Source organism: Sulfitobacter sp. M22, from assembly GCF_021736025.1.
Taxonomy (GTDB): domain Bacteria; phylum Pseudomonadota; class Alphaproteobacteria; order Rhodobacterales; family Rhodobacteraceae; genus Sulfitobacter; species Sulfitobacter litoralis.
The window spans coordinates 2283096-2309597 of record NZ_WMEC01000001.1 but is presented as its reverse complement, the minus strand read 5'-3'; the positions used below and the strand labels follow the sequence as shown (position 1 = coordinate 2309597).

Annotated in this window: 27 protein-coding genes and 2 tRNA genes; 9 read left to right on the top strand and 20 right to left on the bottom strand. The window is 59.8% G+C overall.

What is annotated here, in order from left to right; translation table 11 throughout:
- Positions 1-90: 90 nt before the first annotated feature.
- Genes petA through GLP52_RS11390 form a run of 3 tightly spaced genes read left to right on the top strand, consistent with a single transcriptional unit; the run spans position 91 to position 2861 of the window.
- The gene (gene petA / locus GLP52_RS11400; RefSeq protein WP_093731594.1) at positions 91-651 is read left to right on the top strand and encodes a ubiquinol-cytochrome c reductase iron-sulfur subunit; all 561 of its coding nucleotides are present in this window, start codon (positions 91-93) and stop codon (positions 649-651) included.
- Positions 652-663: 12 nt separating this feature from the next.
- Complete coding sequence (gene petB, locus GLP52_RS11395; RefSeq protein ID WP_093731593.1) at positions 664-2007, top strand: cytochrome b; 1344 nt, start codon at positions 664-666, stop codon at positions 2005-2007.
- 5 nt (positions 2008-2012) lie between these two features.
- Entirely contained in the window at positions 2013-2861 is an 849-nt protein-coding gene (locus tag GLP52_RS11390; RefSeq protein ID WP_272903361.1) for a cytochrome c1, read from the top strand.
- Positions 2862-2992: 131 nt separating this feature from the next.
- On the opposite strand, the gene GLP52_RS11385 is transcribed toward GLP52_RS11390, so the two are convergent.
- From GLP52_RS11385 to dapF, 3 genes are read right to left on the bottom strand one after another with little or no spacing between them, the layout of a single operon-like run.
- Entirely contained in the window at positions 2993-3352 is a 360-nt protein-coding gene (locus tag GLP52_RS11385) for a putative quinol monooxygenase (RefSeq protein WP_237272443.1), read from the bottom strand.
- Between the two features lie 60 nt (positions 3353-3412).
- Positions 3413-4669 (bottom strand): tRNA (N(6)-L-threonylcarbamoyladenosine(37)-C(2))-methylthiotransferase MtaB, encoded by a 1257-nt coding sequence (gene mtaB, locus GLP52_RS11380; protein ID WP_237272442.1) that lies wholly within the window; start codon positions 4667-4669, stop codon positions 3413-3415.
- Complete coding sequence (gene dapF, locus GLP52_RS11375) at positions 4666-5559, bottom strand: diaminopimelate epimerase (RefSeq protein WP_237272687.1); 894 nt, start codon at positions 5557-5559, stop codon at positions 4666-4668. Before dapF ends, mtaB begins: the two co-directional genes overlap by 4 nt.
- A gap of 104 nt (positions 5560-5663) precedes the next feature.
- On the opposite strand from dapF, the gene GLP52_RS11370 reads away from it, so the two are divergent.
- A tRNA-Lys gene (locus GLP52_RS11370) sits at positions 5664-5739 on the top strand.
- A gap of 81 nt (positions 5740-5820) precedes the next feature.
- Here the strand turns inward: GLP52_RS11370 and GLP52_RS11365 are convergent.
- The 9 genes from GLP52_RS11365 to GLP52_RS11325 form a co-directional block, all read right to left on the bottom strand.
- Complete coding sequence (locus tag GLP52_RS11365; RefSeq protein ID WP_237272441.1) at positions 5821-6591, bottom strand: LamB/YcsF family protein; 771 nt, start codon at positions 6589-6591, stop codon at positions 5821-5823.
- Entirely contained in the window at positions 6592-7620 is a 1029-nt protein-coding gene (locus GLP52_RS11360) for a biotin-dependent carboxyltransferase family protein (RefSeq protein ID WP_237272440.1), read from the bottom strand. It abuts the gene before it with no gap.
- Positions 7617-8354, bottom strand: coding sequence for a 5-oxoprolinase subunit B family protein (locus tag GLP52_RS11355; protein WP_237272439.1), 738 nt, complete (start codon positions 8352-8354; stop codon positions 7617-7619). Before GLP52_RS11355 ends, GLP52_RS11360 begins: the two co-directional genes overlap by 4 nt.
- Positions 8351-9661, bottom strand: coding sequence for a TRAP transporter large permease (locus tag GLP52_RS11350; RefSeq protein ID WP_237272438.1), 1311 nt, complete (start codon positions 9659-9661; stop codon positions 8351-8353). Before GLP52_RS11350 ends, GLP52_RS11355 begins: the two co-directional genes overlap by 4 nt.
- Positions 9662-9665: 4 nt before the next feature.
- On the bottom strand, positions 9666-10190 hold the full coding sequence (locus tag GLP52_RS11345) for a TRAP transporter small permease (RefSeq protein WP_237272437.1): 525 nt from the start codon (positions 10188-10190) through the stop codon (positions 9666-9668).
- A 72-nt stretch (positions 10191-10262) separates the two neighbouring features.
- A complete protein-coding gene (locus GLP52_RS11340) occupies positions 10263-11252 on the bottom strand; it encodes a TRAP transporter substrate-binding protein (protein ID WP_093731584.1) in 990 nt (329 codons plus the stop codon).
- Positions 11253-11291: 39 nt separating this feature from the next.
- Positions 11292-12536 (bottom strand): NAD(P)/FAD-dependent oxidoreductase, encoded by a 1245-nt coding sequence (locus GLP52_RS11335; protein WP_237272436.1) that lies wholly within the window; start codon positions 12534-12536, stop codon positions 11292-11294.
- 164 nt (positions 12537-12700) lie between these two features.
- Positions 12701-13906 (bottom strand): winged helix-turn-helix domain-containing protein, encoded by a 1206-nt coding sequence (locus GLP52_RS11330; protein ID WP_237272435.1) that lies wholly within the window; start codon positions 13904-13906, stop codon positions 12701-12703.
- The gene (locus GLP52_RS11325) at positions 13903-14940 is read right to left on the bottom strand and encodes a LacI family DNA-binding transcriptional regulator (RefSeq protein WP_093731581.1); all 1038 of its coding nucleotides are present in this window, start codon (positions 14938-14940) and stop codon (positions 13903-13905) included. The genes GLP52_RS11330 and GLP52_RS11325 overlap by 4 nt, the downstream gene beginning before the upstream one ends.
- A 156-nt stretch (positions 14941-15096) precedes the next feature.
- Here GLP52_RS11325 and GLP52_RS11320 point away from each other — a divergent pair.
- Positions 15097-15173: transfer RNA gene (locus GLP52_RS11320), tRNA-Arg, on the top strand.
- A gap of 175 nt (positions 15174-15348) precedes the next feature.
- Here GLP52_RS11320 and leuB read toward each other — a convergent pair.
- From leuB to GLP52_RS11290, 6 genes are all read right to left on the bottom strand, one after another.
- A complete protein-coding gene (gene leuB, locus GLP52_RS11315) occupies positions 15349-16455 on the bottom strand; it encodes a 3-isopropylmalate dehydrogenase (RefSeq protein ID WP_237272434.1) in 1107 nt (368 codons plus the stop codon).
- 65 nt (positions 16456-16520) lie between these two features.
- Positions 16521-17486: an endonuclease/exonuclease/phosphatase family protein gene (locus tag GLP52_RS11310; RefSeq protein WP_414718547.1), complete on the bottom strand. Its 966-nt coding sequence runs from the start codon at positions 17484-17486 to the stop codon at positions 16521-16523.
- Positions 17487-17497: 11 nt separating this feature from the next.
- Complete coding sequence (locus GLP52_RS11305) at positions 17498-18343, bottom strand: hypothetical protein (RefSeq protein ID WP_237272433.1); 846 nt, start codon at positions 18341-18343, stop codon at positions 17498-17500.
- 322 nt (positions 18344-18665) lie between these two features.
- Positions 18666-19271 (bottom strand): 3-isopropylmalate dehydratase small subunit, encoded by a 606-nt coding sequence (gene leuD / locus GLP52_RS11300; protein WP_237272432.1) that lies wholly within the window; start codon positions 19269-19271, stop codon positions 18666-18668.
- 30 nt (positions 19272-19301) lie between these two features.
- Positions 19302-20711 carry a 3-isopropylmalate dehydratase large subunit gene (gene leuC / locus GLP52_RS11295; protein WP_237272431.1) on the bottom strand — a complete coding sequence of 470 codons (1410 nt, stop codon included), beginning with the start codon at positions 20709-20711 and terminating at the stop codon, positions 19302-19304.
- 76 nt (positions 20712-20787) lie between these two features.
- Positions 20788-20886: an isopropylmalate isomerase gene (locus GLP52_RS11290; protein ID WP_206338723.1), complete on the bottom strand. Its 99-nt coding sequence runs from the start codon at positions 20884-20886 to the stop codon at positions 20788-20790.
- A gap of 177 nt (positions 20887-21063) precedes the next feature.
- On the opposite strand from GLP52_RS11290, the gene GLP52_RS11285 reads away from it, so the two are divergent.
- The 3 genes from GLP52_RS11285 (at position 21064) to rlmH (ending at position 23813) form a co-directional block, all read left to right on the top strand.
- Positions 21064-22416, top strand: a complete 1353-nt coding sequence (locus tag GLP52_RS11285) for a mechanosensitive ion channel family protein (protein WP_093731576.1) — start codon at positions 21064-21066, stop codon at positions 22414-22416.
- A gap of 536 nt (positions 22417-22952) precedes the next feature.
- Positions 22953-23321, top strand: a complete 369-nt coding sequence (gene rsfS, locus GLP52_RS11280) for a ribosome silencing factor (RefSeq protein WP_093731575.1) — start codon at positions 22953-22955, stop codon at positions 23319-23321.
- Between the two features lie 21 nt (positions 23322-23342).
- On the top strand, positions 23343-23813 hold the full coding sequence (gene rlmH, locus GLP52_RS11275; RefSeq protein WP_237273544.1) for a 23S rRNA (pseudouridine(1915)-N(3))-methyltransferase RlmH: 471 nt from the start codon (positions 23343-23345) through the stop codon (positions 23811-23813).
- Between the two features lie 13 nt (positions 23814-23826).
- Here the strand turns inward: rlmH and GLP52_RS11270 are convergent, their stop codons facing one another.
- Together GLP52_RS11270 and GLP52_RS11265 are read right to left on the bottom strand one after the other, a co-directional pair.
- Positions 23827-24183, bottom strand: a complete 357-nt coding sequence (locus GLP52_RS11270) for a hypothetical protein (RefSeq protein ID WP_237272429.1) — start codon at positions 24181-24183, stop codon at positions 23827-23829.
- Between the two features lie 33 nt (positions 24184-24216).
- Positions 24217-24918 (bottom strand): DUF599 domain-containing protein, encoded by a 702-nt coding sequence (locus tag GLP52_RS11265; RefSeq protein ID WP_093731643.1) that lies wholly within the window; start codon positions 24916-24918, stop codon positions 24217-24219.
- An 81-nt stretch (positions 24919-24999) separates the two neighbouring features.
- Here GLP52_RS11265 and GLP52_RS11260 point away from each other — a divergent pair, with 81 nt between their 5' ends.
- Positions 25000-26448 (top strand): FAD-linked oxidase C-terminal domain-containing protein, encoded by a 1449-nt coding sequence (locus GLP52_RS11260; protein ID WP_237272428.1) that lies wholly within the window; start codon positions 25000-25002, stop codon positions 26446-26448.
- Positions 26449-26502 lie beyond the last annotated feature (54 nt).

The window sequence follows — 26502 nt, the reverse complement described above, 5'->3', positions numbered from 1 at the left end:
AGCCCGCTAGTAACCAAAAGAATTGTGGGAGGTGCGTCAGCGCCGCCCCTTGATTTAATGGCCGTCAGGCCCTCGATTTGGAGTTAACCCGTGTCCCAAGCAGAAGATCACGCAGGCACCCGGAGGGATTTCCTCTACTACGCCACAGCTGGTACAGGTGCGGTCGCCGTCGGCGCTGCCGTCTGGCCTTTGGTCAATCAGATGAACCCGTCCGCAGATGTGAAGGCGCTGTCGTCCATCCGCGTCGATGTGTCCGCGGTCGAGCCGGGTACACAGCTCACGGTCAAATGGTTGGGTAAGCCGGTTTTTGTCCGCCGTCGCACCCAAGAAGAAATCGACGAAGCGAGATCGGTTGATCTGGCTGATCTGCCGGACGCAGGTGCAGAGAACAACAACCTTGCAAACGGTGCTGCCGCAACAGACGAAAATCGGGCGATGATTGGCAAGGAAGACTGGCTAGTCATGGTTGGGGTCTGTACCCACTTGGGTTGCGTTCCACTGGGCGACGCGGGTGACTTTGGCGGCTGGTTCTGCCCTTGCCACGGGTCTCACTATGACACTGCGGGCCGTATCCGCAAAGGGCCAGCACCGCGCAACCTGCTGGTGCCCGTCGCAGAATTCGTGGATGAAACCACGATCAAATTAGGTTAAGGGAGAACGGGAATGGCTGGAATTCCTCACGACCATTACGAGCCGAAAACAAACGGGCAAAAGTGGCTTCATAGCCGTCTTCCCGTTGTTGGGCTGCTGTATGACACTTTGATGATCCCGACACCGAAGAACCTGAACTGGATGTGGATCTGGGGCATTGTTCTGACGTTCTGTCTGGCGCTGCAAATCGTGACCGGCATCGTTCTGGCGATGCATTACACGCCTCACGTTGATGCGGCGTTTGCGAGCGTCGAGCACATTATGCGTAACGTGAACGGCGGCTATATGCTGCGCTACATGCACATGAATGGTGCCTCGTTGTTCTTTGTTGCGGTCTACGCGCACATCTTCCGCGGCCTGTACTACGGGTCGTATAAAGCGCCACGTGAAATCACCTGGATCATCGGCATGCTGATCTATCTTCTGATGATGGCAACCGGCTTTATGGGCTATGTTCTGCCTTGGGGTCAGATGTCTTTCTGGGGTGCAACGGTTATCACCGGTCTGTTCGGTGCGATCCCGTTCATCGGGGAAAGCCTGCAAACGCTTCTGCTGGGCGGGCCTGCGGTTGATAACGCCACGCTGAACCGCTTCTTCAGCTTGCACTATCTGCTGCCCTTCGTGATTGCCGGTCTGGTGATCGTCCACATCTGGGCGTTCCACACCACCGGGAACAACAACCCCACAGGTGTTGAAGTCCGTCGCACCAGCAAGGAAGACGCGAAAAAAGATACGCTGCCGTTCTGGCCCTACTTCGTGATGAAAGACCTGTTCGCGCTGGCCGTGATCCTGGTTGTGTTCTTTGCGATCGTGGGATTTATGCCGAACTATCTGGGCCACCCCGATAACTACATCGAGGCAAACCCGCTTTCGACGCCTGCGCATATTGTGCCTGAATGGTACTTCTTGCCGTTCTACGCGATCCTGCGTGCCTTTACCGCCGAAGTCTGGGTCGTTCAGATTGCGTCCTTCGTGACCGGTGGCATCATCGACGCCAAGTTCTTTGGTGTTCTGGCGATGTTCGGTGCGATTGCAGTGATGGCACTGGTGCCTTGGCTGGACACATCTTCGGTGCGTTCGGGCCGCTATCGTCCCATGTTCAAATGGTGGTTTGCGCTGCTGGTGATCGATTTCTTCGCGCTGATGTGGCTGGGTGCCATGCCTGCGGAAGAACCCTATGCCAGCTTCTCTCTCATCGCGTCGGCCTACTGGTTCGCGTACTTCCTGGTGATCCTGCCGCTTCTGGGTGTGATCGAAAAGCCGGGCGCGCAGCCTGAAACCATCGAAGCCGACTTTGACGCGCATTACGCGCCAAAAACTGGCGGCACCAAGACGCTGGTCAAGCCAGCAGAGTAAGGACCATGACAATGATCAAGAAAACCTTCCTTTCGGCTGTTGTCGCCCTGGGCTTTGCAGGTTCCGCTGCTTTCGCCGCTGGTGGTGAAGCGCATATCGAAGACTTCGACTTCTCTTTCGAAGGGCCGTTCGGGGCCTTCGATGCCAACCAGCTGCAACGCGGTCTGCAAATTTATACCGAGGTCTGCTCCGCATGCCACGGTATGAAGTTCGTGCCGATCCGTACCCTTGCGGATGATGGTGGCCCTCACCTTCCCGAGGATCAGGTCCGCGCCTATGCCGCGAATTTTGATATCTTCGACGCCGAGCTGGACGATATCCGCCCCGGCACGCCGGTTGACCATTTCCCTGAGTCTGCGCTGGAAACCGCGCCAGACCTGAGCTTGATGGCCAAAAAACGGGCCGGTTTCCACGGGCCTTACGGTCTGGGGATCAACCAGTTCTTCAAAGGCATGGGCGGACCCGAATATATCGCGTCGCTTTTGACTGGCTACGAAGAAGCCCCAGCCTGTGCCCCCGAGGATTTCCCCGGCCACTACAACACAGCCTTCGCGAGCGGCGGCTTCCCCGAGTCCTGTAAGGACGAAGAAGGCCACGCCACAGTTGGCGGTAGCTGGATCTCAATGGCACCGCCGCTGTACGGCGATGACGTCACGTATAACGACGGCCACGAGTCCGATCTGCACCACGAAGCCGAAGACGTCGCGGCCTTCCTGATGTGGACGGCCGAGCCCAAGTTGATGGCACGCAAGCAAGCCGGTTTTGCGGGCGTTCTGTTCCTGACACTTCTGTCGGTCTTGCTGTACCTGACCAACAAGCGTCTTTGGGCGCCTGTAAAGCACAAGGAAGACTAATCGTCTTTCACACGGCTAACGACTGACAAAAGCCCCCCGGATCCTGTGCGATCCGGGGGGCTTTTCTTTGCGGCAAGGCGCAGGGCGCACCTGTGTGGCCTGCCGCCGCCGCCCGCATTGAAACCGCCCCGTTAGCGATGAAATCCCGCGACCCGATCCATTCTAGTAGCGCCAAAGCCTGCCAGCGCCATCATAACGGAATCGTTTGCCGGCCCGTAGACGGTGAGGCGCGCGGGTATAAAGATCTGCGTGAACCTTTCGGCAAAGCGCCCGCCGAACTGCGCGAAATGCGCCATCACGGCGGCATTATCGGCGTAACGTTCTAGCACGGTACAGCTGCGGCGGTCATCGGACATATAAAATTCACAGTGCAGCGTACGCGGTTCATCAACCAGCGCGGCTTTTGTGATGTCATCGAGCAGCGGCTGGACCTGATCGCCCTGACCATCCCGCACGTCCATCTCAAGGACCCATTCGATAATTTCGCTCATACTCACCCTTTCTCACTCGGGAATCACCCTAGTGGAGAAAGGTTTACAAACTGCGACGGCTCACACAGCCAGCAGATAGCCTTCTGTCTGGCCGGTAATCGTGGCGGCGATAATCGTGCCTTCGGTTTGGGGGGTGGCGAAATGGGTCTCGGTGAATTGCTCTGTCCGGCCCATCGTGGGGCTTTCCAACAACACCTGATGCGCGCGCCCTTGTTGGGCCGCAAGATGGCGGCTGACCTGGGCGTCGCCTGCAGCACGCAGCTGTGCGGCGCGTTCCTTGATCAGCGTACCGTTCACCGCGGGCATCCGTGCGGCTGGGGTGCCTTCGCGGGCGGAGTAGGGGAAGACGTGCAGCCAGGTCAGATCGCATTCCGTCACCAGCTTAAGCGAATTTTCGAACATAGCGTCGGTTTCAGTCGGAAAGCCGGCGATGATATCGGCCCCAAAAGTCATGTCGGGGCGAAGTTTGCGGGCCTCTTGGGCAAAGTTTATCGCATCGTCGCGCAGGTGCCGACGTTTCATCCGTTTCAGGATCATGTCGTCGCCATGCTGCAGGCTCAGATGCAGGTGCGGCATCAAGCGCGGTTCGGTGGCGATGGCCTGCATCAGGTTCTCGTCCACCTCAATGGAATCGATAGAACTGATTCTCAGACGCGGCAGGTCGGGCACCAGCCGCAGGATGCGCATGACCAGATCCCCCAGTCTGGGCGTCGCGGGAAGGTCCGCGCCCCAGCTGGTCAGGTCCACGCCGGTCAGCACGACCTCGTTAAAGCCCTTGTCGACCAGCCGCTTGATCTGATCCACGACAACGCCCGCAGGGACCGACCGTGAATTGCCACGGCCATAGGGGATGATGCAGAAGGTGCAGCGGTGGTCGCAGCCGTTCTGGACCTGAACATAGGCGCGGCTGCGCGTGCCAAAGCCGTCGATCAAGTGGCCTGCCGTCTCGGTGACCGACATGATGTCGTCAACCTGAAGCGCCTCTGTCTCGCCGATAAAATCAGCCGCGAGTCCCTGCCACGTCGCGCCAACCATCTTTTCGGTGTTGCCGATCACGACGTCGACCTCTGCCATCTTGGTAAAGGTATCCGGTTCGGTCTGCGCGGCGCAGCCGGTGACGATCAGCCGTGCGTTCGGGTTCGCCTTGCGCAGTTTGCGGATGTCCTGACGCGCCTTGCGTACGGCCTCGGCGGTGACGGCGCAGGTGTTGACGATCACCGCATCCTTCAGGCCCGCCTGCTCGGCCAGTTCCTTCATCGCCTCGGTCTCATAGGCGTTCAGGCGGCAACCGTGATTCGAAAAGATCGGGGTGCTCATGTCAGGCTTTCCAGAAAAGAAGGGGTCAGCACGCCGCTGAATACATGCGCCGACGGGCCGGTCATCCAGACGCCATCCTCGCGCCAGTCGATGTGCAGGGTGCCGCCGTCCAGATCGATGCGCACAGCACGCCCTGTGAGCCCTCTGCGCGCCGCTGCCACGGCCGTCGCACAGCTAGAGGAGCCGGACGCCAGCGTAATGCCCACACCGCGTTCCCACACGCGCATGCGGATATGATCGGGGCCGACAATTTGCGCGATCTGCACGTTGGTGCGTTCGGGATATAGCGCGTGATGCTCTATGCCGGGGCCAAAAGCGGCCAGATCAATCGCGTCCACATCGTCGACAAAGAAGATGCAATGCGGATTGCCCATGCCGGTGGCCGTCGGGGCACCATCCATCGGCAACTCGAGCGTATCCATCTGGCGGGCCAGTGGAATTTCGTCCCATTCAAGCTGCGGGTGGCCCATGTTCACGGCTGTCAGCCCGTTCCCCGCGTCCCGCGCCGCCAGATCACCGCGGTCCGTGGTCAGGTGCAGCTGCGTCTTGCCGGTCTCGTCCATCAGGAAGCGCGCGATGCAGCGGGTGGCATTGCCACAAGCAGCAGAGGTGGACCCGTCGGCGTTAAAGAACGTCAGGTGGGCGTCTGCCGCGCCATCCGTGATAACTGCCAACTGATCAAAGCCCACACCGAACTGGCGATGCCCGATGGCCTGCGCGAGGGCAGGGGTTACCTCTGGAAGAGAAGGCACGCCTTCAGGTCCCACGTCCGGCACGCCTTCAGGTCCTGCGTCCGGCACATCTTTCTGGCGCGCATCCAGCACGACAAAATCATTTCCCAGCCCATGCATCTTCATGAAGGGCAAACCGTTGGTCAAATCACTATACATTCGGCGCATATAACGCGGCATTTGAAACTAATCCAGCTTGAGTGAAGTTTTTCGTACGTTTCTGCTTGACCCCAAGGCCACACCTTTCTAGTAAGCCGCCTAGTGGGCCTGTAGCTCAGTTGGTAGAGCAACTGACTTTTAATCAGTAGGTCTCCGGTTCGAACCCGGACGGGCTCACCACTACCTTTCCAGTTTGACTGGAACGAAAAAAACAGCGTCCCTCGGGGCGCTGTTTTTCGTTTCGGGGTAGGGAGTTAGAACTTAATCGCGATGGCCTTCAAAGGATTTCAGCGCGATCCCTGCCTCTTGCAGCGATGATTTAACCGCACGGGCAATATCGACCGCTTCGGGGGTGTCGCCGTGTAGGCAGATCGTGTCGATGGCCGCTGGGATCGTTTTGCCACCTTCGGTCAGGATCGCGCCGGCTTTGACCATTTTCACCATTCGCGCGCCCGCAAGCGCTGCGTCGTGAATCACCGCGCCGAGTTTAGAGCGGTCGACCAGCGTCGCGTCGTCGTTATAGGCGCGGTCGGCAAAGATTTCTCCGGCCCATTTGCAGCCAAGCGATTGGACCGCGTCCTGTTGCGCTGTGGCAGCCAGTACCATGACGATCAGATCAGGCGCGACGCTGAGCGCAGCCTCGTAAAGGTCTCGGGCCAACACTTCATCCTCTGACGCCATATTGGCCAGCGCGCCGTGCAGTTTCAGGTGACGGACCGAGGTGCCAAGGCTGCGGGCCATACCGACACTGGCGGCGACCTGATAGCGGACCTGATTTTGCAGCGTGGCCCGTGGCACCGACATGCGATTGCGGCCAAAGCCGGCCAGATCCATGAAGCCGGGGTGCGCGCCAATGCCGACACCGTTGTCGCGGGCCAGCGTCATCGTCGCTGACATCACATCGGCGTCGCCTGCATGGCCACCACAGGCGATGTTGGCAGAGCTGATGATTTGCAACAACGCGGCATCATCGCCCATTTTCCACGGGCCAAAGCTTTCGCCCATATCGGCATTCAGATCGACGGTCGGCATTTAATGCTCCTCTTCAAAGGGGTTGTCGGTGGCAGAGATCGCGCCCCCCACCAGCTGATAGGCCAGCAGGTTGCGGATTTTGGCAGGGTCGCGGACCAGCGGCGTGACCTTCCCGCCAAGCGCCTTGATATCTTGGCGGTGCTGTGTCTCGAGCGTGATGGCCTGTTCCAGCGTGATGAATTCGAACCGGATCGCGGTACCCGATGCGGCTTGCGCCACGCGGGGCAGGTCGCGGGGGATCACGGTGCCGATGCGGGGATAGCCGCCGGTGGTCTGACATTCGCCCATCAGCACGAAGGGAGCGCCGTCGCCGGTAATCTGGATGTCGCCGGGCACGATGACCTCGGACAGGATGGACAGACCGCCCTCGGCGCTGAAGCCGGTGCCGTCGTGGTCCATGCGCACGCCCATGCGGTTGGCACGCGGATCACGGGTAAAGGCGGTGGTTTCAAATCGCTGGCGTTCTTCGGGGGTAAAGTGATCGGTCTGCATGCTGGCCACGACGCGTACGGTGCCCCCGTCAAAGCGGCCGTCACGCGGCAGTTGCAGCCCCGTTTCGCGCGACTTGTCCGCCCCAAGGGGCAGCGCGTCGCCCGCAGCAAGCGGCTGGCCCAGACCTGCGCTTAGGTGACTGGCCCGCGCCCCCAACAGTGTGTCAGAGGCGATGCCCCCACCCACATGCAGATAGCCATAGGTGCCGCCTGTGGTGCCGCCAATGGTCAGCTTCGCCCCAGCGGGCAGCATGTGGCTGGCGTTCCAGACGATGGCATCGCCATCGATGCTGGCGGCCATTGTGGCCCCTGTCAGCGCGATGCGGATGTCGGCGTCAGCGGTAAAGGTCCCGCCGGTGCCCGTCATCTCTATTGCAGCAAGGTCGGGGGACTGGCCCAGCAAGGCGGCCCCCTCGTAAACTGCAACAGGATCAGCGGCCCCGCCCTTGGTCAGCCCTTGGGCACGCCAGCCGGGTCGGCCCATATCCTGTATCGTCAGGGCGGGGCCGGCCTGGGCGATGGTGAGGGTCACGGTCATGCCAGTACCTCTGTCTCTGCACCGCCCTGGCCGGTTTCATCCGCCGCGGTGATCTTGTCGTATTCGGCGCGCGATATGGAGGGAAAGCACAGCTCGTCCCCCGGTGACAGGGCAAAGGGCGTGTCGCTGCGCGGCCGGAACGTTTTGAAAGCGGTTTGCCCGATGTGTCGCCATCCCGTGGGCGACGCGTTGGTAAAGATGATCAGCTGTCTGATTGCCACAATCAACGCGCCGGCGGGGACGGATTTTGTCAGCCCCTGCTGGCGCGGAATATCCCAGTTCTGCGGCAGTTCGCCCATATAGGGCTGGCCGGGGGCAAAGCCGATGGTCAGCACCCGCACGCGCGCCTGCGAGAGCTGTGCAATCGCCGCGTCAGGGTCCAGCCCCGCAAGCTCTGCCGCCTCTTCAAGCTGTGGCGCAAGGTCGGTGCCATAGACCGTGGGCACATGCCACAGCGTCCGCCCCGTCGGCAGGTCTGAGGTGTACCAGTCACGCGTTGCCAGCAGGTCGTGCAGCCGGTCCAGCATGGTGTCCACCGATACGCCTACCAGATCGATTTGCAGGAAGGTCGAGACCAGCGATGTGCTTGTCTCTGCCACCTCTGGCCAGCCGGCGGCGTCTACGGCGGCGCGAAACGACAGGGCAGCGCGGTTCGCGGGCTCTGACATCGTGTCGGCAAAGCGCACCAGCACGCCGGACAAGCCAACAGTCTGGATCAGGGGGAAGTCGGTCATTGCGGCACCTGTCTTAGGTTGTCAGGCAGCCATGTCGCGATGTCAGGGAAGAAGATCAGGACAAAGACCATCACCACCATGATCAGGAACATCGGCAAGGCGGCTTTGGTGATATACCCCATCTCGTGATCCGTCATGCCTTGGATGACGAAAAGGTTAAACCCGATCGGCGGCGTGATCTGCGCCATTTCAACGACGACCACAACAAAGATACCGAACCAGATCAAGTCGATTCCCGCACCGCGCACCATAGGTTCGACCACAGCCATCGTCAGCACGACCGACGAAATTCCATCAAGGAACATGCCCAACACGATATAGAACACCAGCAGCGTCATCAGCAGTTGAAAGCGCGTGAGTTCAAGCGCGGCAATCCCGTCCGCCAGCGCACGCGGCAGGCCGGTAAAGCCCATCGACAGCTTGAGAAAGGCCGCACCTGCAAGGATCAGCGCGATCATGGCAGAGGTGCGCATTGCCCCCATCAGGCTTTCCTGAAAGCTGGTCCAGTTCAGCGACCCCTGCATCAACGCCAGCGCCAGCGACCCCAGCACACCGATGGCCGCCGCCTCTGTCGCGGTGGCGTAGCCCAGATACATCGACCCGATCACCACCGTGATCAGCCCGAAGACCGGCAACAGAAAGCGCGAGTTGCGCAGTTTGGCGGCAAAGCTCATCCCTGTCTCGACGCTGGGGTTCCAGTCCTTCGAGGTCAGCGCGATAAAGGCGACATATGCCATGAACATCAGCGCCAGAATAAGCCCCGGCAGGACGCCGGCAAAGAACAGTTCGGTGATGCTTTCGTTCACGGTGACGCCGTAAACGATCAGCGCGAGCGAGGGCGGGATCATCAGCCCCAGCGTGGCAGCACCGGCCAGCGTGCCGATGATCATCTTTTCGGGATAGTTGCGCGCCCGCAGTTCGGGGATCGACATCTTGCCCACGGTCGACAGCGTCGCGGCAGAAGACCCTGAAACGGCAGCAAAGACCGTGCAGCCGACGATATTGGTATGCACCAACCCGCCGGGCAATTTTGCCAGCCACGGAGACAACCCTTTGAACATATCCTCGGATAGACGCGTCCTGAACAGAATTTCCCCCATCCAGATGAACAGCGGCAGCGCGGTTAGCGTCCACGAGCTGGACGAGGCCCAGATCGTCGTGACCATGGCATCGCCGACGGGGCGGGTGGTAAACAGCTCCATCCCGAACCAGGCGACGCCCATCAGCGCCAGACCGACCCAGACGCCGGAGCCCAGCAAGAACAACAGGACGGTGATAAATAGAATGATCGCGTAAAGTTCCGTCACAGCGTCACTCCCCAAAACTTTGATCGACAAGATCGCGGGTGAGACGGTGTTCGCCTTTAACGATCAGATAGAGCAGGTTATCGGTCAGCGCGATGGCAAGGATACCGCCGCCCACAACCATCACGGACTGCGGTATCCACAAGGACGTGGCGTCTTGTGCCTGACTGACTTCGTTGAACTTCCATGACCAGTAGACGAACCAATAGGCATAGTAGGTGAAATACCACGCAATCGCCGCGGCAAGGCCGAAACACCAGATTTCAAGCAGCCGTTTCGGGCCAGCGGGCAGGGCGTTCAGCAGCACCGACACGCGGATATGCGCGCCACGGTTCAGCGCGTTGGCAAAGGCAAGAAAGCTGGCGGCGGCCATCGCATAGCCGGCATAGCTTGCCGCACCGGGGAAAACCTCGCCGGTCCAGCGGGCAACCATCTGCACCACGATCAGCAGCAGGATCGCAACAAGACTGACGGCAGCCAGGGCACCAGATGCGAAATAGATGAAATCAAGCAGGCGTCGCAGGATGTTCATGGGAAAGGTCTCCGGATTGGCGGATCGAACGTCAAACGGCGGCACCTGTGAGGGGTGCCGCCGTCTGCGGATTTACTGCATGGATTTGTAGCTATCGACGATCGCCTGACCGTCCTCGCCCGCATTTTCCAGCCATTCGGAGGTCATGGTGCCGCCAATGTCGCGCAGGCCGGACATCAGATCTTCGCTGGCGGGTTCCACGGTCATGCCGCCTTCGCGCAGCCCGTCATAGGTGAACTGTGTATAGTCCTTGGAGGCTTGCAGCCCGCGCGTTTCCGCATCGCTGGCACAGGTGGTGATGATGGATTTATTCTCTTCCGAGACATCGTTCCACACGTCGTTGTTGACCATGATGTAGTTGCGCGGCAGCCAAGCGTCGACCTCGTAGAAATGCGTCAGGCTTTCCCAGACTTTCTGGTCATAGCCGGTCGCACCGGACGAAATCATGGATTCCGCAACGCCGGTGGCGAAGGCTTGGCTTAGCTCGGCGGCTTCGATGGTGACGGGCAGCATGCCTGTCAGCTCTGCCAGACGGCTGGTGGCGTTGTTGTAGGACCGGAACTTGACGCCTTTCATGTCCTCGACTGTGTTGACCTCTTTCTTGAAGTACAGGCCCTGTGGCGGCCATGGCACGTTATACAGCAGGGTCAGGTTTTGCTCTGCAAGCAGCTCTTCGATCTTGGGTTTGGCGGCTTGCCACAGTTTGTCAGACGCCTCGAAGGACGGCGCAAGGAACGGGATCGAGTCAAAGCCGAAGATCGCGTTTTCGTTCTGGTGACCCGACAGGATGCGTTCGCCCAACTGGACCTGACCTGTCTGGATCGCGCGTTTGATATCGGCACCCGCGATCAGCGACCCGCCGGAGTGTACGGTGATCTCGATTTCGCCTGCGGTGCCTTCGGTCACGCAGTTGGCAAATTCAACGCCGTTCTCGGAATGGAAGTTCGATGCCGAATAGGCCATCGGCATGTCCCATTTCTCAGCCGCGAAAGCGGGCAGGGCGGTGGTGACCGTCAGGGCGGCGGTCGCGACGCCTGTCATCAATGTGGTGGTCCGTTTCATGTGGTTCTCTCCTTGTTGGTATGTCTTTGGCTTGCGGGGTTAGCCCCTGCTAAACCGTTGCGGTGCATAGGGCTGCAGATCGGTGTTCACGGGGTGCCCCATGACCAATCCCGCAACAAGGCGGCCTGTTTTGGGCCCGCCTGTCAACCCGATGTGGTGATGCCCGAAGGCGGTAAAGACCCGGCTTGTGGCAACCTGCCCAATCAGGGGCAGACTGTCGCTGGGGGCAGGTCTGTGCCCCAGCCATTCGATTTCACGCGTGGCAGTCAGCTGCGGAAAGGCGGCCTTGGCCTGACGCCGCAACAGCGCCAGCGGTGCCTTGGAAGGGGCTGCGTCAAGTCCGCCGAACTCTAGGATACCCGCGCAGCGTAGGCCCTGCGCCATGGGAGTGGCAACGAATTTACCGCTGGCGATCATCACGGGGCGCGCGGGAACGCCCGTCGCCCCCTCGAATATCACATGATAGCCGCGTTCGGTTTCCAGCGGGACATTCAGCCCCAGCTTGGCCATCAGCGGTTTTGACCAGACGCCGGTGGCAAGCACGACATCATCACAGGCCACGCGGCCTTGGGTTGTCTCTATGCCGCTGATCGCGCCGGCTGAGAGGTCAAAATCCTTGACCTCGGCCTGCAGTATCGTGCCGCCGCCCTGTTCAAAGGCCTGTGCCAAAGCGGTGACATATCCGCCAGGGTCGCGAATAAAGCCGTGGTCCTTCATGGTGGCAAGCAGGTGAATGTCCGGCCCAAGGGTCGGTTCATACTCGCGCACCTGCCCGCCTTCGATCAGATCGGGCGTGAAGCCGGCATCCGCCCGCAGCGCCCAGGTATAGGCCTCGGCGTCAAAGGCCGCGCGGCTGCGATAGGCAAAGGCATAGTCGCTGTCTGTCACCCAGTCGGACAGGCCCAGATCGGAGGTCAGGCTTTTGTGCTGGTCGACACTGTCACCCACGATAGGCGCAAGACCCTGCGCGATCCGGCGGGTGTCCCGGTCGTTCGCCACACGCAGATACTTGCCCAGCCACGGCAACAAGCGCGGCAGATAGGACAGGCGCAGATAAAGCGGCACATCGGGGTTCAGCAGCATCGCGGGCGCTTTGGCAATCAGGCCGGGCGCAGTGACGGGTGCGACGGCACAAGCGGCCAGCACGCCCGCGTTCCCATGCGACGTCCCTGTGCCCGGTGCCGCGCGATCAATGATCGTGACCTGCGCGCCTGCGCGTTGCAGCCAGATCGCCGATGACACACCGACGATACCCGCCCCCACGACGACCACATGGCGTGTCATGGGCGACCCATCGGATGAAAATAAAGGCGGTGCGGCATGGTTCTTGATTCCTTTCCGCTTACTTTGGCAGGGAAAAGCAATACGTCAACAAAATGTTTACAAATTGTCATCGTTGGTGCGTGCGTAGGCATGTACCGCCAATTCGTTCATCGAAACGGAGTGGTTTAACGGAGCCAGCCGTCTTCGAAGGCGATCTGACTGACGCCAGCCAGACGGACAATACGGGCCAGTTCAGCCTCTAACGCGGCCTGTTTGCCTTTGCCCCACCGCGTGCACGGCTCTGGCCAAAGGGCGCGTACCACCAGCGTATCGCGGTCGCGGTGCGCCTTCATGTCCACGCGGGCGATGATGCTGTCGCCTTGCAGGATCGGGAACACATAGTAGCCATAAACCCGTTTTGGTGCGGGGACGAACATCTCTATCCGGTAGCGAAACCCGAACAGACGTTCGGCGCGTTTGCGATCGCGCAGCGCAGGGTCAAAGGGGCTCAGCACCCGCAGCCGTGCGGTCGGAGCCATGTCTATCGCGGGGTCGCTTGCCAGACCGGGACGGGCATAGCTGCGATGAGGCGTGCCGTCGGCGCCCGCGATCTGGACCTGCTCAATCCGACCGGCGGCTTGTTCACGCTGGACCCAGGCTTTCGCCTCTGCGGGGGTAATATGTGCCCAAAACGCCGCCAGTTCGCCCGGTGTGGCAAAGCCCAAACGGTCCAACGCCCCGGTGCAGCACCAGTCGATGGTCTGCGTCTCATCCGGTGCCTGTGACGGGTCGCATAGCGCGGCGTCAATTACCCGCTCTGTCAGGTCATAGCGTTTCTGGAAACCGTCGCGCCCCACCACGCACAGCGCCCCTGCACGCCACAGATATTCCAGCGCGGTCTTTGACGGATGCCAATCCCACCACCCGCCATTTGAGCGCGGTTCGTCCTGTCCAACGTCAGACGACGACACCGGACCATCTGACCGGATCTGGTCCAGCACGGTTTGGAACCGCCCTTCGAAATCATGTTTGTGCCAGTTTTCGTACCGCTTGCGCAGCATCTGCGCGTCGCGCTGCCGGCGCAATTCCCAATAAGGGTAAAAGCCCATCGGGATCACAGCGGCGTCGTGGGTCCAGTGTTCAAACAGCGCGCCATCGCGTTCATACAGGGTTTTCAGCGCCTGCGGACGATAGCGTTGCCGGCGCGAAAACAGGATCAGGTCATGCGCTCGCGCCACTGTGTTAATGCTGTCCAGTTGCACAAACCCCAAGCCGCGGATCAGCTGCAACAGGGCATCCCCGCCGGCGGGGCCTTGCGGCGCATCGCCGAGCAAGTGACGGTGCAAAAAGATGCGACGCGCGTCACGATTGCCAAGCGTGGCGAGGGTCATACCTTGCGGTTGCGGCGCAGTGTATCCCCCAGCGACAAGGTGGGTGTCAGGGTGATTTGCGTTTGCAGATCCGGGTCCGGTTCATCCAGCGTATCATTCAGGATAATACGCGCAGCGGCCTGTCCGACCTCAAGCCGGCAGGCGTCCATCGTAGCAAGCTGGCGGGGCAGACCCTGCAAAAGCTCCACGTTGTTAAAGCCGGCAAGGCCAATCTGGCCCGGAATATCAATGCCCTGATCGATCAGATACAACAGCCCGCCTGCGCCGATCATGTCGTTTGAATAGTACAGGAAATCCAGTTCGGGCGACCGCTCGAGCATGTCTTGCGTCATCTCGCGCCCCTTGGCCAGTGCGGAGCCGCCGGAATAGAACGCGCGGTCCTCTATCTCTATTCCTGCTTTGGCAAGCCCTTCGGTGAACCCTTCGAACCGTTTACGTGCGCGGTGGTCCAATGGCATCTTGGTGCCCATGAACCCGATATGTTCATAGCCTTCCTTGAGGATCGCCTTGGCCATCTCCTGCCCTGCACGGCGGTGCGAGATGCCGACCATCGCATCAATCGGACGTCCGTCCACGTCCATGATCTCGACCACGGGGATGCCCGCGTTCTTGAGCATGGCACGCGTCGCCTCGGAATGTTCCAGTCCCGCGATGATCACGCCCGAAGGCCGCCAGGACAGCATTTCGTACAAAACGCGCTCTTCTTTTTCGGGCATATAGTCCGTCACGCCCACAACCGGCTGCAACGGCGTGTCTTCCAGCACCTGATTGATGCCGTTCAGCACCTCGGGGAAGACCATGTTCGACAGCGATGGAATGATCACAGCGACCAGATTGACCCGCTGGGAGGCCAGCGATCCGGCGATCTGGTTGGGCACGTATCCCAGTTCCTTGGCCGCCGCCAACACCCGCCGCCGCGTCGCGTCTGAGACATCGCCGCGTTTTCGCAGGACCCGGCTGACCGTCATTTCCGACACCCCGCAGGCATCGGATACATCACGAAGGGTCAACGGGCGTTTCGGAGGCTGTGTCAAAGGCGCTTGTCCTGCTTGAAAGTGGTATTCTATCAACAGCGTAGTGCGTCCCATGATCACAGGCAATCACCATATCAAGCACCCCGCCTCAGACCTGCCGAGATGTCCGGTTCTGTGACTGGATCACCACCGCATTTTGCGCTAAGTCAAACCCGTGGCCCCGTGGCTCAACTGGATAGAGCAGCCCCCTCCTAAGGGGCAGGTTATTGGTTCGAATCCAATCGGGGTCACCATTGCTGCCTGCGTGCCAATGGTCAGGGCGGGTGCGGGTTTCACGAAATTTAGGGAAAGTGCTGTGCGGCGGCGTCTGATGCGTCTGGCTATAACGAAGCCGCTTTCGCGATCGCGGCGGTGCAGCGGGGATCGGAGTAGCCCCGCCGGTGGTCCGGCAGGGCTGCGTTCTTTGTCTTACAGGCTCGCGTCGAGCGCTGCGAGGATAGCGTCGCCCATTTCCGAGGTCGAGATAGGGGAGCCGCCTTCGGGGCCCATCAGGTCTGCGGTGCGGGCACCATCAGCAAGAACCTGTTCGACGGCTTTTTCCAGACGCGCGGCTTCATCGCCTTGGTCGAAGGAATAGCGCAGCGCCATGGCAAAGCTGAGGATACAGGCGATGGGGTTCGCCTTACCTTGGCCCGCGATATCGGGGGCAGAGCCGTGGACGGGTTCGTAAAGCGCCTTGGGGCGGCCATCGGCATTGGGCGCACCCAGCGAGGCAGAGGGCAGCATCCCCAGCGAGCCTGTCAGCATCGCAGCACAGTCGGACAGGATGTCGCCGAACAGGTTGTCGGTGACAATTACGTCGAACTGCTTGGGCGCGCGGACCAGCTGCATCGCGCCGTTGTCGGCGTACATGTGGGACAGCTCGACATCGGGGTAGTCTTCGTCATGCACTTTTTGCACGACTTCGCGCCACAGGATGCCGCTTTCCATGACGTTGGCTTTCTCCATCGAGCAGACTTTGTTGCCCCGACGACGCGCCAGTTCAAAAGCCGACCGCGCAACGCGGTCAATCTCGGATTCGGTGTAGCGCTGTGTATTGATGCCGACGCGCTCGTTGCCTTCCTCGAAAATTCCCCGCGGTTCGCCAAAGTAGACGCCGGATGTCAGTTCGCGCACGATCATGATGTCGAGCCCGGCGACGAGCTCTTTCTTCAGCGATGAGAAATCTGCCAGCGCGTCAAAGCATTGTGCGGGACGCAGGTTCGAGAACAGGTCCATTTCCTTGCGCAGACGCAGCAGGCCGCGTTCGGGTTTGACGCTGAAATCAAGCGCGTCGTACTTTGGCCCACCGACGGCACCAAGCAAAACAGCGTCCGCCGCCAGTGCTTTGGCCATCGTGTCGTCATGCAGGGGCGTGCCGTGCTTGTCATAGGCGGCACCGCCAACCAGATCGTGATCCACGTCAAAGGCCAGATCGCGCTTGTCGCCAAACCAGTCGATGATGCGGACAACCTGGCCCATGACCTCGGGGCCGATGCCGTCACCGGCGAGGATTAGCAATGTGGGGTTGGCCATGCGATGTCTCCTGAAAAATACGTTCACAGCGGCGTAGCGCGGGGAGGGGGAGGGGTCAAGAACGGCTAGCGGTCAAGATCGGCCCAGACCAGGCCGTGACGGCTGGCAGCGGGGTCACGCGCGACGCCGGCCGCCACAACGCGCCAATCGGTCGAGGGCAGCAGATAGTCGACGCGCATGTCCCCCAAACTGTCGAAGGTGACGGTGGGTTGATCCGCCAGCGGGTCTTGCAGGGCGGGGTGATCCAGCAGGGTCTGGATTGCGGTTTTCAACCCTTCGCCTTTGGTCGGATCGAGGTTTGCATCCCCTAACAGGACAACGCGTTCGTTTGGCGGTGGACCAAAGGTGCCTGCCAGATAGTGATCCCAAAACAGAATTTCATCATGGTTGCGTTTGCCGTTTCGGTCCTCTGGTCCATCGAACACAGGGGGCGTGGCATAGAAGGTCAGCAAGGTCACGGGCGGCTGATCGGGGATGGCGATCGGTACGACCCACGCGCCGTGCGACGCAAGGCGCTGCACCTGTTGCACTGCATCAGAGGGGAAGGGGCCATTCTTTGTTCGGGGCAGCAGCGCATCGGGCAGGTCGCGCCACAGAAATGCGGTATGATCCTGCACGGCAGGGTTCAGCACAGGATAGCGCGACAGGATCGCCATCGCGCCCGCGCCAAAGAACCGCCCATACCCCTGACCATCGCGTGCGCCGCCTGTTTGGCCATCACCATCCATATCCAGCCCCGTGGGGCGTCCGGCATTGGGGGGCAGCGCGAAACGATGGGGGTAGACGGGACCCCTTGCGCCAAGCACATCTGCGAAAGCACCAAGCGTGGTCCCGTCGAGGTCATAGTCGATGCCTTGCAGCACGATGATATCGGCAGAGACATCCGCCAGCAGACGCATCACGGCGCTGATCTGTGGGTCCGACCCTTTGGCCAGATCCCGCAGCAGCAGACCTGGTCCGGCGCGCGATAATTCGGTGTTAAAGGTGGCGATGCGCAGCGGGTCCGCGTTGGCGGCTGTCGCGGCTAGCAGGGCACCCGCGATCAGGCTGGCTGCAAGCCGTGGTCCTTTTCCGCGTCGTCGGCATAGGCGCGACGGCGTTTCTCTTCGATCATCTCGGCGATCTTGCCCATGGCAATGCCGCGCATGATGATACTGGCAGGAAGGAAGGCCCATGCGGCGACTGTCCAGATCTGGGTATGCGGGTTCTGCAATGTAATCGGGTCTAGCAGATCAGAGGCCGCTTTGACCACCGCGGGGATCAGGAAGGGCAGCAGGAAACCAAGCGCGATATTGATCCGCGCATCCCGTTGCAGCCGATAGATGACGTCTCCGCCCGCTGTTGGGTCAAACAGCGGCAGGTTCACCCAGACGTTAAAGGCCCCCTGACGCACCGGCCAGTTCATGATGCGTACCAGCACCAGAAACGCGCCCATCGAGATCAGCGAGATCAGATAGGCCATGCCCGCCGATGTGCGCACCGACGCGACCAGCGCGTCGCTGGCGCTTTCGGGCAGCATCAGCACGATCATACGCACGGGCGAGAAAGGAAAGTCCATCGCGTTGCCGAGGATCGTCCCGATAGAGGTCATCGCCCCGCCCAGAACCGACGGGCTGACCTTTTGCTTCAGGATCAGCGTCAACACGATGACCGTCACCAGCAGGCAGACATAGCGCAGCCGGTTGAACGGCGCGGCATCGCGAAATTCGATGATGCTGGGGAAATTGGAATTGTATTCGATAAACGTGAGGAAACAGGCAATCAGCGCCACCAGCATGGTGATCTGACTGGCATCATTAAGCATAGCGGGTAACATGAGGGCCGGCGTTGCGATCAGCAATGCCACCAGAATGCCACGCGCTGCCGCGCCGGATATACGTGCAATCACAAAACTACCCTTCCAAACTGGCCAGCCACGATACTTTGCCGCGTGCTTGTTCCAACTTGATGCCCTCGGGTGTCGAAGGCCTGCCTCAGAATTGCCTCAATTGTGTCTTCTTTCGCCACATTCCTCAAGAGGATTCCTGACAATGGCGATGGACCTGAGGCAATTAGGGCGCAGGTATGGTGCGGTATTGCATCATTGCTGCGGCGCAAATGACGCTACCCACGATATGTTGTGGGCGTTCACACGACGCCCACAACTATTTATAGCTCTCAACCCACGGTTAGGTCAAGCCAGCGGCCCCAGGGGGCCGCGGCCAAAGGTTTTACACCCAAGGACGCGCCTGTGCGGCAGCAGATTCGAAGCTGTCGATCGAAGCCGCTTTTTCCATGGTCAGGCCGATATCGTCCAGACCGTTCATCAAGCAGTGCTTTTTGAACGCGTCGACCTGGAAGGTGAAGACGTCGCCATCGGAACTGGTGATCGTCTGCGCCTCAAGGTCCACCTCGATCCGCGCGTTAGATCCCTTATCCGCGTCTTTCATCAGCAGATCGACCTGTTCTTGCGGCAGGGCAATGGGCAGGATGCCGTTCTTGAAACAGTTGCTGTAAAAGATATCCGCAAAACTGGGTGCAATCACGCAGGTGATGCCAAAATCGGCAATCGCCCAAGGCGCGTGTTCGCGCGAAGAGCCACAGCCAAAGTTATCGCCTGCGACCAGAATCTGTGTTTCGCGGTATTGCGGCTTGTTCAGGATGAAATCAGGCACTTCGTTGCCGTCGCGGTCATAGCGCATTTCGTCGAACAGGTTCACCCCAAGGCCCGACCGTTTGATCGTTTTCAGGAACTGCTTGGGGATGATCATATCGGTGTCGATATTCACCATCGGCATGGGGGCCGCGATCCCGGAAAGCTTGTCGAATTTATTCATTGTCTTGTTGTCCTTTGATCTGCTGGCCGCTTACGCGTCAAGCTGGCGGATATCGGTCAAACGTCCGGTGAGCGCTGCTGCGGCAGCCATCGCGGGTGACATCAAGTGGGTGCGCCCCTTAAAGCCCTGACGGCCTTCGAAGTTGCGGTTGGATGTCGATGCGCAGCGTTCGCCCGGTGCCAGTTGGTCGGGGTTCATCGCCAGACACATCGAACAGCCCGCAAGCCGCCATTCAAAGCCAGCGTCCTTGAAGATATCGGCAAGGCCTTCTTCTTCGGCTTGCGCCCGCACCAACCCCGAGCCGGGAACGATCATGGCACGCATGCCTTCCTTGATCTTCTTGCCCTTCAATACTGCCGCGGCAGCGCGCAGGTCTTCGATGCGGCCGTTGGTGCAGGACCCGATGAACACGGTGTCGATCTCGATATCCGTCAACGCCATGCCTTCGGTCAGACCCATGTATTCAATCGCGCGTTTCGCCGCGTCGACCTTGCCGCCGGTGTAATCCGAAGCTGCCGGTACGGTGGCGGTGATCGGCAGAACGTCTTCGGGCGAGGTGCCCCAAGTCACGGCAGGTGCGATGTCTTCGCCCTTGATGGTGATGACCTTGTCCCAATGCGCGTCGTCGTCGGAATACAGCGTTTTCCACCAGTCCATTGCGGCTTCCCACTGGGCGCCTTTGGGCGCGTGGGGGCGGCCTTTGCAATATTCGAAGGTTTTGTCATCTGGCGCGATCAGGCCAGCGCGCGCGCCGCCCTCGATGGCCATATTGCAGACGGTCATGCGGCCTTCCATCGACAGGTCACGGATCGCTTCGCCGCAATATTCGATGACATAGCCGGTGCCGCCCGCCGTGCCGGTTTCACCGATCACGGTCATGGTGATGTCTTTGGCGGTCACACCGGGGGAAAGTTTGCCGGTGATCTCGACCTTCATGTTCTTGGATTTCTTCTGGATCAGCGTTTGCGTCGCCAGCACGTGTTCCACCTCTGAGGTGCCGATCCCGTGGGCCAGCGAGCCGAACGCGCCATGTGTCGCCGTGTGGCTGTCGCCGCAGACAACAGTCATGCCGGGCAGGGTCCAGCCCTGTTCCGGGCCAACGATATGCACGATGCCCTGACGCACGTCGGACACGGGGTAATAGTGCAGCCCGAATTCCTTGGCGTTGGTATCAAGGGCCGCAACCTGAACGCGGCTGTCTTCGGTCATTGTCGCAGCGTTGGCGCGGTCCAGTGTGGTCGGCACGTTGTGATCGGGCACGGCGATTGTCTGGTCGGGGCGGCGCACGCTGCGGCCCGTCATCCGCAGCCCTTCAAAGGCTTGCGGGCTGGTCACTTCGTGGACGAGGTGACGGTCGATGTACAAAAGGCAGGTACCATCGTCGGCTTCGTGCGCGACATGGGCATCCCAGATTTTATCATAAAGCGTTTTGGGGGACATGTGGTCCTCTCCCGTATGTTATGTAAGCAAGGTATTGGGGTGTACGAAAGACGAGCGCCAAGGCGCAGGCAGGCGTTTATAGTCGCGCCAGCACAGTGTGGGTTGCCCCATAAAAGCGTTCGCGCAAACGGGCGCGGTCGCAGATGTTGAACAGATCGTCTGAAACATGTGTCATAGCGGCTTTGCTAGCCGCTTTCGCCCCTGTGATCAAGGTGTGTGACGGCGCAGGGCGGTGGCAGGGCTGCATCGGATTGCATGCTTATACGTCGGGGCGGGGATCGGTTCTTGCGCGGTGCTCGGGATTGTCCCACCATTGCAGCGCGGTATATGTTTCCTGCTTAGAAAGTTCACGATGACCCCAGACCCTTTTGCCCACTTCCTTGAAAGCATTCAGGCGTTGATAACGGGGGGCATCGGGCTGGCAGAGAGTCTGATGCAACCCGGCTGGCGGCAGTATCAGATGTTTATCCTGCTGGGGTTGGCGCTGGTATCTTGGGGGCTGCATCACGCGTCGGGCAGCTGGTTGCAAAACTGGGTCCGCTCGCGCGAGGGGTGGTCGAAATGGCAACTGCGCATGGTGGTACAGGTCAAACGCCGGCTCGGGTTGATGTGGTTTGCTGCGTTGGCAGGGGCGGTGTATCTGGTGATGCAGAATATCACTTGGCCGTCGCGGTCCTATCTGATCGGTATCTTCGCGACGCTGGTTGCGGTTTGGGTCTGTATCGCCTTTGCAGCGCGTCTGGTGCGCAACCGGCCCATGCGGCGTCTGGTGACATGGGGGCTGTGGATCTATGCCACGCTCTATGCGCTGAACGTCGTTGATGATGTCTCGGCGTTTCTGGATTCTGTTGCGCTGTCTGTCGGTGATTTCCGACTGTCGCTGCTGACGGTGATCACCGCGCTGGTGGTGATCGGCCTGTTCTTTTCTGTGGCGCGCATTATCAGTCAGACCAGCGCGGCCACGATCCGCAAGAACGAAGACATCAGCCCCTCCATGCAGGTGCTGGCGGTCAAGGGGGTTCAGCTGACCCTCTACGGCGTTGCATTTTTTATGGGCGTCAAGGCGGTCGGGATTGATCTGACCGGCCTTGCGGTGCTGTCGGGGGCGATCGGTGTAGGCCTTGGTTTCGGTCTGCAAAAGGTCGTGTCGAACCTTGTGTCGGGTATCATCATCCTGATCGACAAATCCATCAAGCCGGGGGATGTGATCAGCCTTGGCGATACCTTTGGGTGGATCCAGACGCTGGGTGCGCGCTATGCCTCCGTTGTGACACGAGACGGCAAGGAATACCTGATCCCGAACGAAGACCTGATCACCGGGCAAGTGGTGAACTGGTCCCATTCCAACGATTTTGTGCGGCTCGATATCTATTTCGGCACGGCCTACGACGATGATCCGCATGTGGTGCGCAAGCTGGCCGTGGATGCGGCGAGTGGGGTAGATCGGGTGCTGAGCTTCAAGGCTCCTGTCTGTCACATCGTTGGCTTTGGCGACAGCAGCGTCGACTATATCTTGCGCTTCTGGATCAAGGACCCGACAGGCGGGCTGACCAACATCAGGGGGAATGTCTATCTCGCGCTGTGGGATACGTTCAAAGAGAACGGCATTTCCATCCCCTTCCCGCAGCGCGAGGTTAAAATGCTGGATGACAGCAAGCTGGCCTTGTCGCGCATCACACCTGAAGGTCCTGCTGACGGGGGCTAAGGCCAGCAGCGACAAAGCGGTGCGAGGCTTTGGCTGCAACGGGAATCAGTCGTGAATGGCCGTTGTCAGGGTTGCGCTGTGATAGGGCGGGCGCAGGTGGCCGTTGGTCTTTTTTGATAAAGAGCTGAGACCGCAGGTCTTCTGTGAGGCCCAGCAGGTTATACAGGGCGCGTAAGGTGTGGATCGTCAAACGCTGGGGGCTATGCGGCGGGGAGCGTCATGGCATGATCCGGCAAAGCGTTACCAGAAAAGAAAATTTCCCGCGGAACACGGCCCTTGCCACTATATGCGCATGCTCGGTTCCTTCACGACCTTGCGCGCCGTGCTGCTTGAGTTGTGCAGCGGACAAAGCGCCAGTCGTGACAGTAAAGAGCCAGTAAATGCCTGTTTGGCCTGCTTGTCATTGAAATTTCACTTCGGCACGCCTATTCTAGGACATCCCCAGCGCCGGGGGACTGTCGGCGCGTCTAAAGGAGGACAATGTCCTGTCAACGCTTTCAAATGCAGTTCCGACTGCTACCCCGCAGGCAGCCCTGATGACTGCTGAACAAAACACTGCCACAAGCGACGCCTTGCTGGCTTCAATTCTTTCCCAGCTCGACGACGATAAAGCCGAAGAAATTGTGCAGATCGATCTGCGCGGCAAAACGGCAATCGGCGACTATATGGTCGTGTGCTCGGGCCGGTCTTCGCGTCAGGTTTCTGCAATCGCGGAAAAGCTGGCACAGATGGTCAAAGATGACTATGGCCGTTCGCCCAAGGTCGAAGGCAAGGAAACCGGTGATTGGGTTCTGATCGATACTGGCGATGTGATCGTTCACGTGTTCCGCCCGGAAGTCCGTGAATTCTACCAGCTGGAGAAGATGTGGATGACCACAGAAGCCCCAGCCGTGATGCCGCATTAAGCCGCCTTTGCGGTAGGCTTCATGCGTGTTCACATTTGTGCGGTCGGGCGCTTGCGCGCCGGACCGGAAAAAGACCTCATTGACGATTATCTAAACCGGTTTGATCGAACCGGTCGCGCGCTGGGCCTTGGGCCCGCGCGCGTGATCGAGGTTGAGGATAAGAAAAACGGTGGCATGCCCGCCGAAGCGGCTTTATTGCGCCGCGCCATTCCGGCAGGGTCACTGATCTGTGTAATGGATGAACGTGGCCGCGTCGAAAGCTCGCCCGACTTCGCCAACCGTCTTGGTGGCTGGCGCGATCAAGGGCGGGGCGATCTTTGCTTTGTCATTGGGGGCGCAGATGGGATCGATAAGGAGCTGCGGCGCGATGCGGATCACGCCTTGTCATTCGGCAAGATGGTCTGGCCGCACATGATGGTGAGAGTCATGTTGGCAGAACAGCTGTATCGCGCGGCCTCTATCCTGTCGGGTGGACCATATCACCGCATTTAGCGGGCCGTGGACCTTACTTGATCTGAACTTTTCTGATCTTTTTGCCCCAACCGGATTGCGTTTCGCGCACCTGTATGCGGACTTCGGTCGTGCCAGCAGGCAGTTCGACGCCGGACAGCGACCGTGTCAGCGGCTGCTCCTCTACATGAGGGTGGATCAGCTCGCGGATCGCCAGCTGATTGCCGTCGGTATCCAAAATGCGCCAAGCGTCGGAAAAGTGATCCCAGCCAGTATCGCCGTGGCTGATGGTCACGTCGAATTTATACAGGCCGCCCTCTTTCGAGACGCGAACCGAATTAATCGCAGCAGGGTCGGCCGAAGCGACCTGTGCTGCAATCAGCAGCGGGATGGAAAGGATCAATTTGTTCATGACTACACCAATGCCTCAAAACAAACATATAGACTAGCCGTCCTCACTTTCCAATAGAATGCGTCTTGACAGTGACGTGAATTCGCGGCGCCAGATGATAACAACTGTGACAATGGCGGCAATGATCAGGGGGATCGGGCCGATGATCCATCCCAGACTAGCCAGTGCGAAATAAAGCGACCGTAACCCCCGATTGAAGCTGCGGGCGGCTGTGATGTTGATCTCGGCTGCTTTGGATGCCAGTGGCCGTGCGCGGCGGTCATTCGGGTCGTTGGGAACGGCGGCCATCAAAACAGAGCAGTACCCGAATAGCCGGTTTGACCAGACGAATTTCAAAAAGCCGTTGGTCAAAAAGAACAGCGGCAACAGCATTTTGAATTCCCAGACCACGGTTGGCAGGTCGGTCAGCGCAAGGTCTGCGACCACGGTGGACAGCCGTTCACTATTGCCCAACAGCGCCAGCGTCCCACCCAGTGCGATCATGCTGGTCGAGGCAAAAAACGCCGTGCTTTGGCGCAGCGTGCTGATCATCTGTGAATCAAAGATGCGCGGTTGTCGGGTGACCATCTGGGTCATCCACTCGCGCCGGTATTGCGCCATGATCAGCGACACTGACGGCTTCGCGGGGTTTGAGTGTTCGATGCGCCAACCAATGGCGAGCCAGGCGCAAAAGATTATCGCCAAAGCGGCATAATCCAGCGGTTGAAACAGGGCGATGCGATCCATCCAAGTCATGCTAAGCTGCATACGCCGACTGGTTCTGTGTTGCCAACGCTATTAATTGGTCATAATATTTTACCAAATTGGAGGTGCGACATGGAAATGCCTATTCCCAGTCAGGGTGTGATCGCCCGCAAGGCGCGTGTCGTTGAACGGCTGCGTCAGGTTTTGCCTGATGATGCCGTGATTTCCGACGAACGCGAGACGCGCGCCTATGAATGTGACGCGCTGACCGCCTATAAATGCGCCCCGATGGTGGCGGTGTTGCCCTATACAACGCAGCAGGTGTCGGACGTGTTGCGCATCTGCCACGAGGAAGGCGTGCCGGTGGTGCCGCGCGGCTCTGGCACGTCGCTGGCGGGTGGGGCGCTGCCCACGGCCGACTGCGTGATCCTTGGCGTGGCCCGCATGAATGACGTGATCGAAACCGATTACGCCAACCGCATCATCAAGGTGCAAACCGGACGGACCAACCTGAGCGTCACAGGCGCGGTCGAAGAGGATGGCTTCTTTTACGCGCCGGACCCGTCTAGCCAGCTGGCCTGTGCCATCGCGGGTAATATCGCGATGAATTCGGGCGGGGCGCATTGTTTGAAATACGGGGTGACGACAAACAATCTGATGGGCGTCACCATGGTGTTGATGGACGGCGAGGTGATCGAAGTCGGTGGCGGGTATCTGGACGCGGGCGGACTGGATCTATTGGGGTTAATCTGCGGCTCTGAAGGGCAGCTGGGGGTCGTCACCGAAGCCACGCTGCGCATCTTGCACAAACCCGAAGGCGCGCGGCCCGTGTTGATCGGGTTCGACGACAACGAGGTCGCGGGGGAGTGTGTCTCTGACATCATCAAGGCGGGGGTGTTGCCTGTCGCGATCGAATTTATGGACCGCCCCTGTATCGAAGCGACGGAAGCCTTTGCCAAGGCTGGTTATCCCATGTGCGAGGCATTGCTGATCATCGAGGTCGAAGGCTCCGACGCGGAGATTGACCATCAGCTGGGCCTGATCTCTGAAATCGCACAGCGGCATAATCCGGTTGAGTTGCGGCAATCCAAATCCGCAGAGGAAAGCGCCAAGATCTGGCTGGGTCGCAAATCGGCCTTTGGTGCGATGGGGCAGATCAACGATTACATGTGTCTGGATGGCACCATCCCTGTGTCGTCTTTGCCCTTCGTGCTTAAGCGGATCGAAGAGATGAGCGATCAGTTCGGGCTCAAGGTCGGGAATGTGTTTCATGCAGGCGACGGCAATATGCATCCGTTGATCCTGTTCGATGCCAACAAACCGGGCGATCTGGAGCTGTGTGAGGAATTCGGGGCCGAGATCCTTAAACTCTGCGTCGAGGTGGGCGGCTGTCTGACCGGCGAACATGGCGTCGGCATCGAAAAGCGCGACCTGATGCATGTGCAATATGCATACGACGACCTTGAGGCGCAGATGGCGGTGAAGGATGTGTTCGACCCCGCATGGCTGCTGAACCCCGCCAAGGTCTTTCCGCTGGACGCGTCAGAAACACGCCGCGCCGTGGCGCTGGCGGCGGAATAACCCCTCGATACCCGATGAACCGATGATCGCAAGCCGATCACACTTACGACGAAG

Bases quoted from the DNA above. Each gene is read 5' to 3' on its own strand.
- GLP52_RS11265 (WP_093731643.1), bottom strand. From the start codon at position 24,918: ATGACTTGGATGGATCGCATCGCCCTGTTTCAACCGCTGGATTATGCC.
- GLP52_RS11360 (WP_237272440.1), bottom strand. From the start codon at position 7,620: ATGACCGTGACCCTCACCATCGCCCAGGCCGGCCCCGCCCTGACGATA.
- GLP52_RS11385 (WP_237272443.1), bottom strand. From the start codon at position 3,352: ATGAGCGAAATTATCGAATGGGTCCTTGAGATGGACGTGCGGGATGGT.
- petB (WP_093731593.1), top strand. From the start codon at position 664: ATGGCTGGAATTCCTCACGACCATTACGAGCCGAAAACAAACGGGCAA.
- mtaB (WP_237272442.1), bottom strand. From the start codon at position 4,669: ATGAGCACCCCGATCTTTTCGAATCACGGTTGCCGCCTGAACGCCTAT.
- GLP52_RS11355 (WP_237272439.1), bottom strand. From the start codon at position 8,354: ATGACCGACTTCCCCCTGATCCAGACTGTTGGCTTGTCCGGCGTGCTG.
- GLP52_RS11330 (WP_237272435.1), bottom strand. From the start codon at position 13,906: ATGACCCTCGCCACGCTTGGCAATCGTGACGCGCGTCGCATCTTTTTG.
- rlmH (WP_237273544.1), top strand. From the start codon at position 23,343: ATGCGTGTTCACATTTGTGCGGTCGGGCGCTTGCGCGCCGGACCGGAA.
- leuC (WP_237272431.1), bottom strand. From the start codon at position 20,711: ATGTCCCCCAAAACGCTTTATGATAAAATCTGGGATGCCCATGTCGCG.
- GLP52_RS11290 (WP_206338723.1), bottom strand. From the start codon at position 20,886: ATGACACATGTTTCAGACGATCTGTTCAACATCTGCGACCGCGCCCGT.
- GLP52_RS11390 (WP_272903361.1), top strand. From the start codon at position 2,013: ATGACAATGATCAAGAAAACCTTCCTTTCGGCTGTTGTCGCCCTGGGC.
- rsfS (WP_093731575.1), top strand. From the start codon at position 22,953: ATGACTGCTGAACAAAACACTGCCACAAGCGACGCCTTGCTGGCTTCA.
- GLP52_RS11335 (WP_237272436.1), bottom strand. From the start codon at position 12,536: ATGACACGCCATGTGGTCGTCGTGGGGGCGGGTATCGTCGGTGTGTCA.
- GLP52_RS11345 (WP_237272437.1), bottom strand. From the start codon at position 10,190: ATGAACATCCTGCGACGCCTGCTTGATTTCATCTATTTCGCATCTGGT.
- dapF (WP_237272687.1), bottom strand. From the start codon at position 5,559: ATGTATAGTGATTTGACCAACGGTTTGCCCTTCATGAAGATGCATGGG.
- leuB (WP_237272434.1), bottom strand. From the start codon at position 16,455: ATGGCCAACCCCACATTGCTAATCCTCGCCGGTGACGGCATCGGCCCC.
- GLP52_RS11260 (WP_237272428.1), top strand. From the start codon at position 25,000: ATGGAAATGCCTATTCCCAGTCAGGGTGTGATCGCCCGCAAGGCGCGT.
- GLP52_RS11285 (WP_093731576.1), top strand. From the start codon at position 21,064: ATGACCCCAGACCCTTTTGCCCACTTCCTTGAAAGCATTCAGGCGTTG.
- leuD (WP_237272432.1), bottom strand. From the start codon at position 19,271: ATGAATAAATTCGACAAGCTTTCCGGGATCGCGGCCCCCATGCCGATG.
- GLP52_RS11270 (WP_237272429.1), bottom strand. From the start codon at position 24,183: ATGAACAAATTGATCCTTTCCATCCCGCTGCTGATTGCAGCACAGGTC.
- GLP52_RS11340 (WP_093731584.1), bottom strand. From the start codon at position 11,252: ATGAAACGGACCACCACATTGATGACAGGCGTCGCGACCGCCGCCCTG.
- GLP52_RS11365 (WP_237272441.1), bottom strand. From the start codon at position 6,591: ATGCCGACCGTCGATCTGAATGCCGATATGGGCGAAAGCTTTGGCCCG.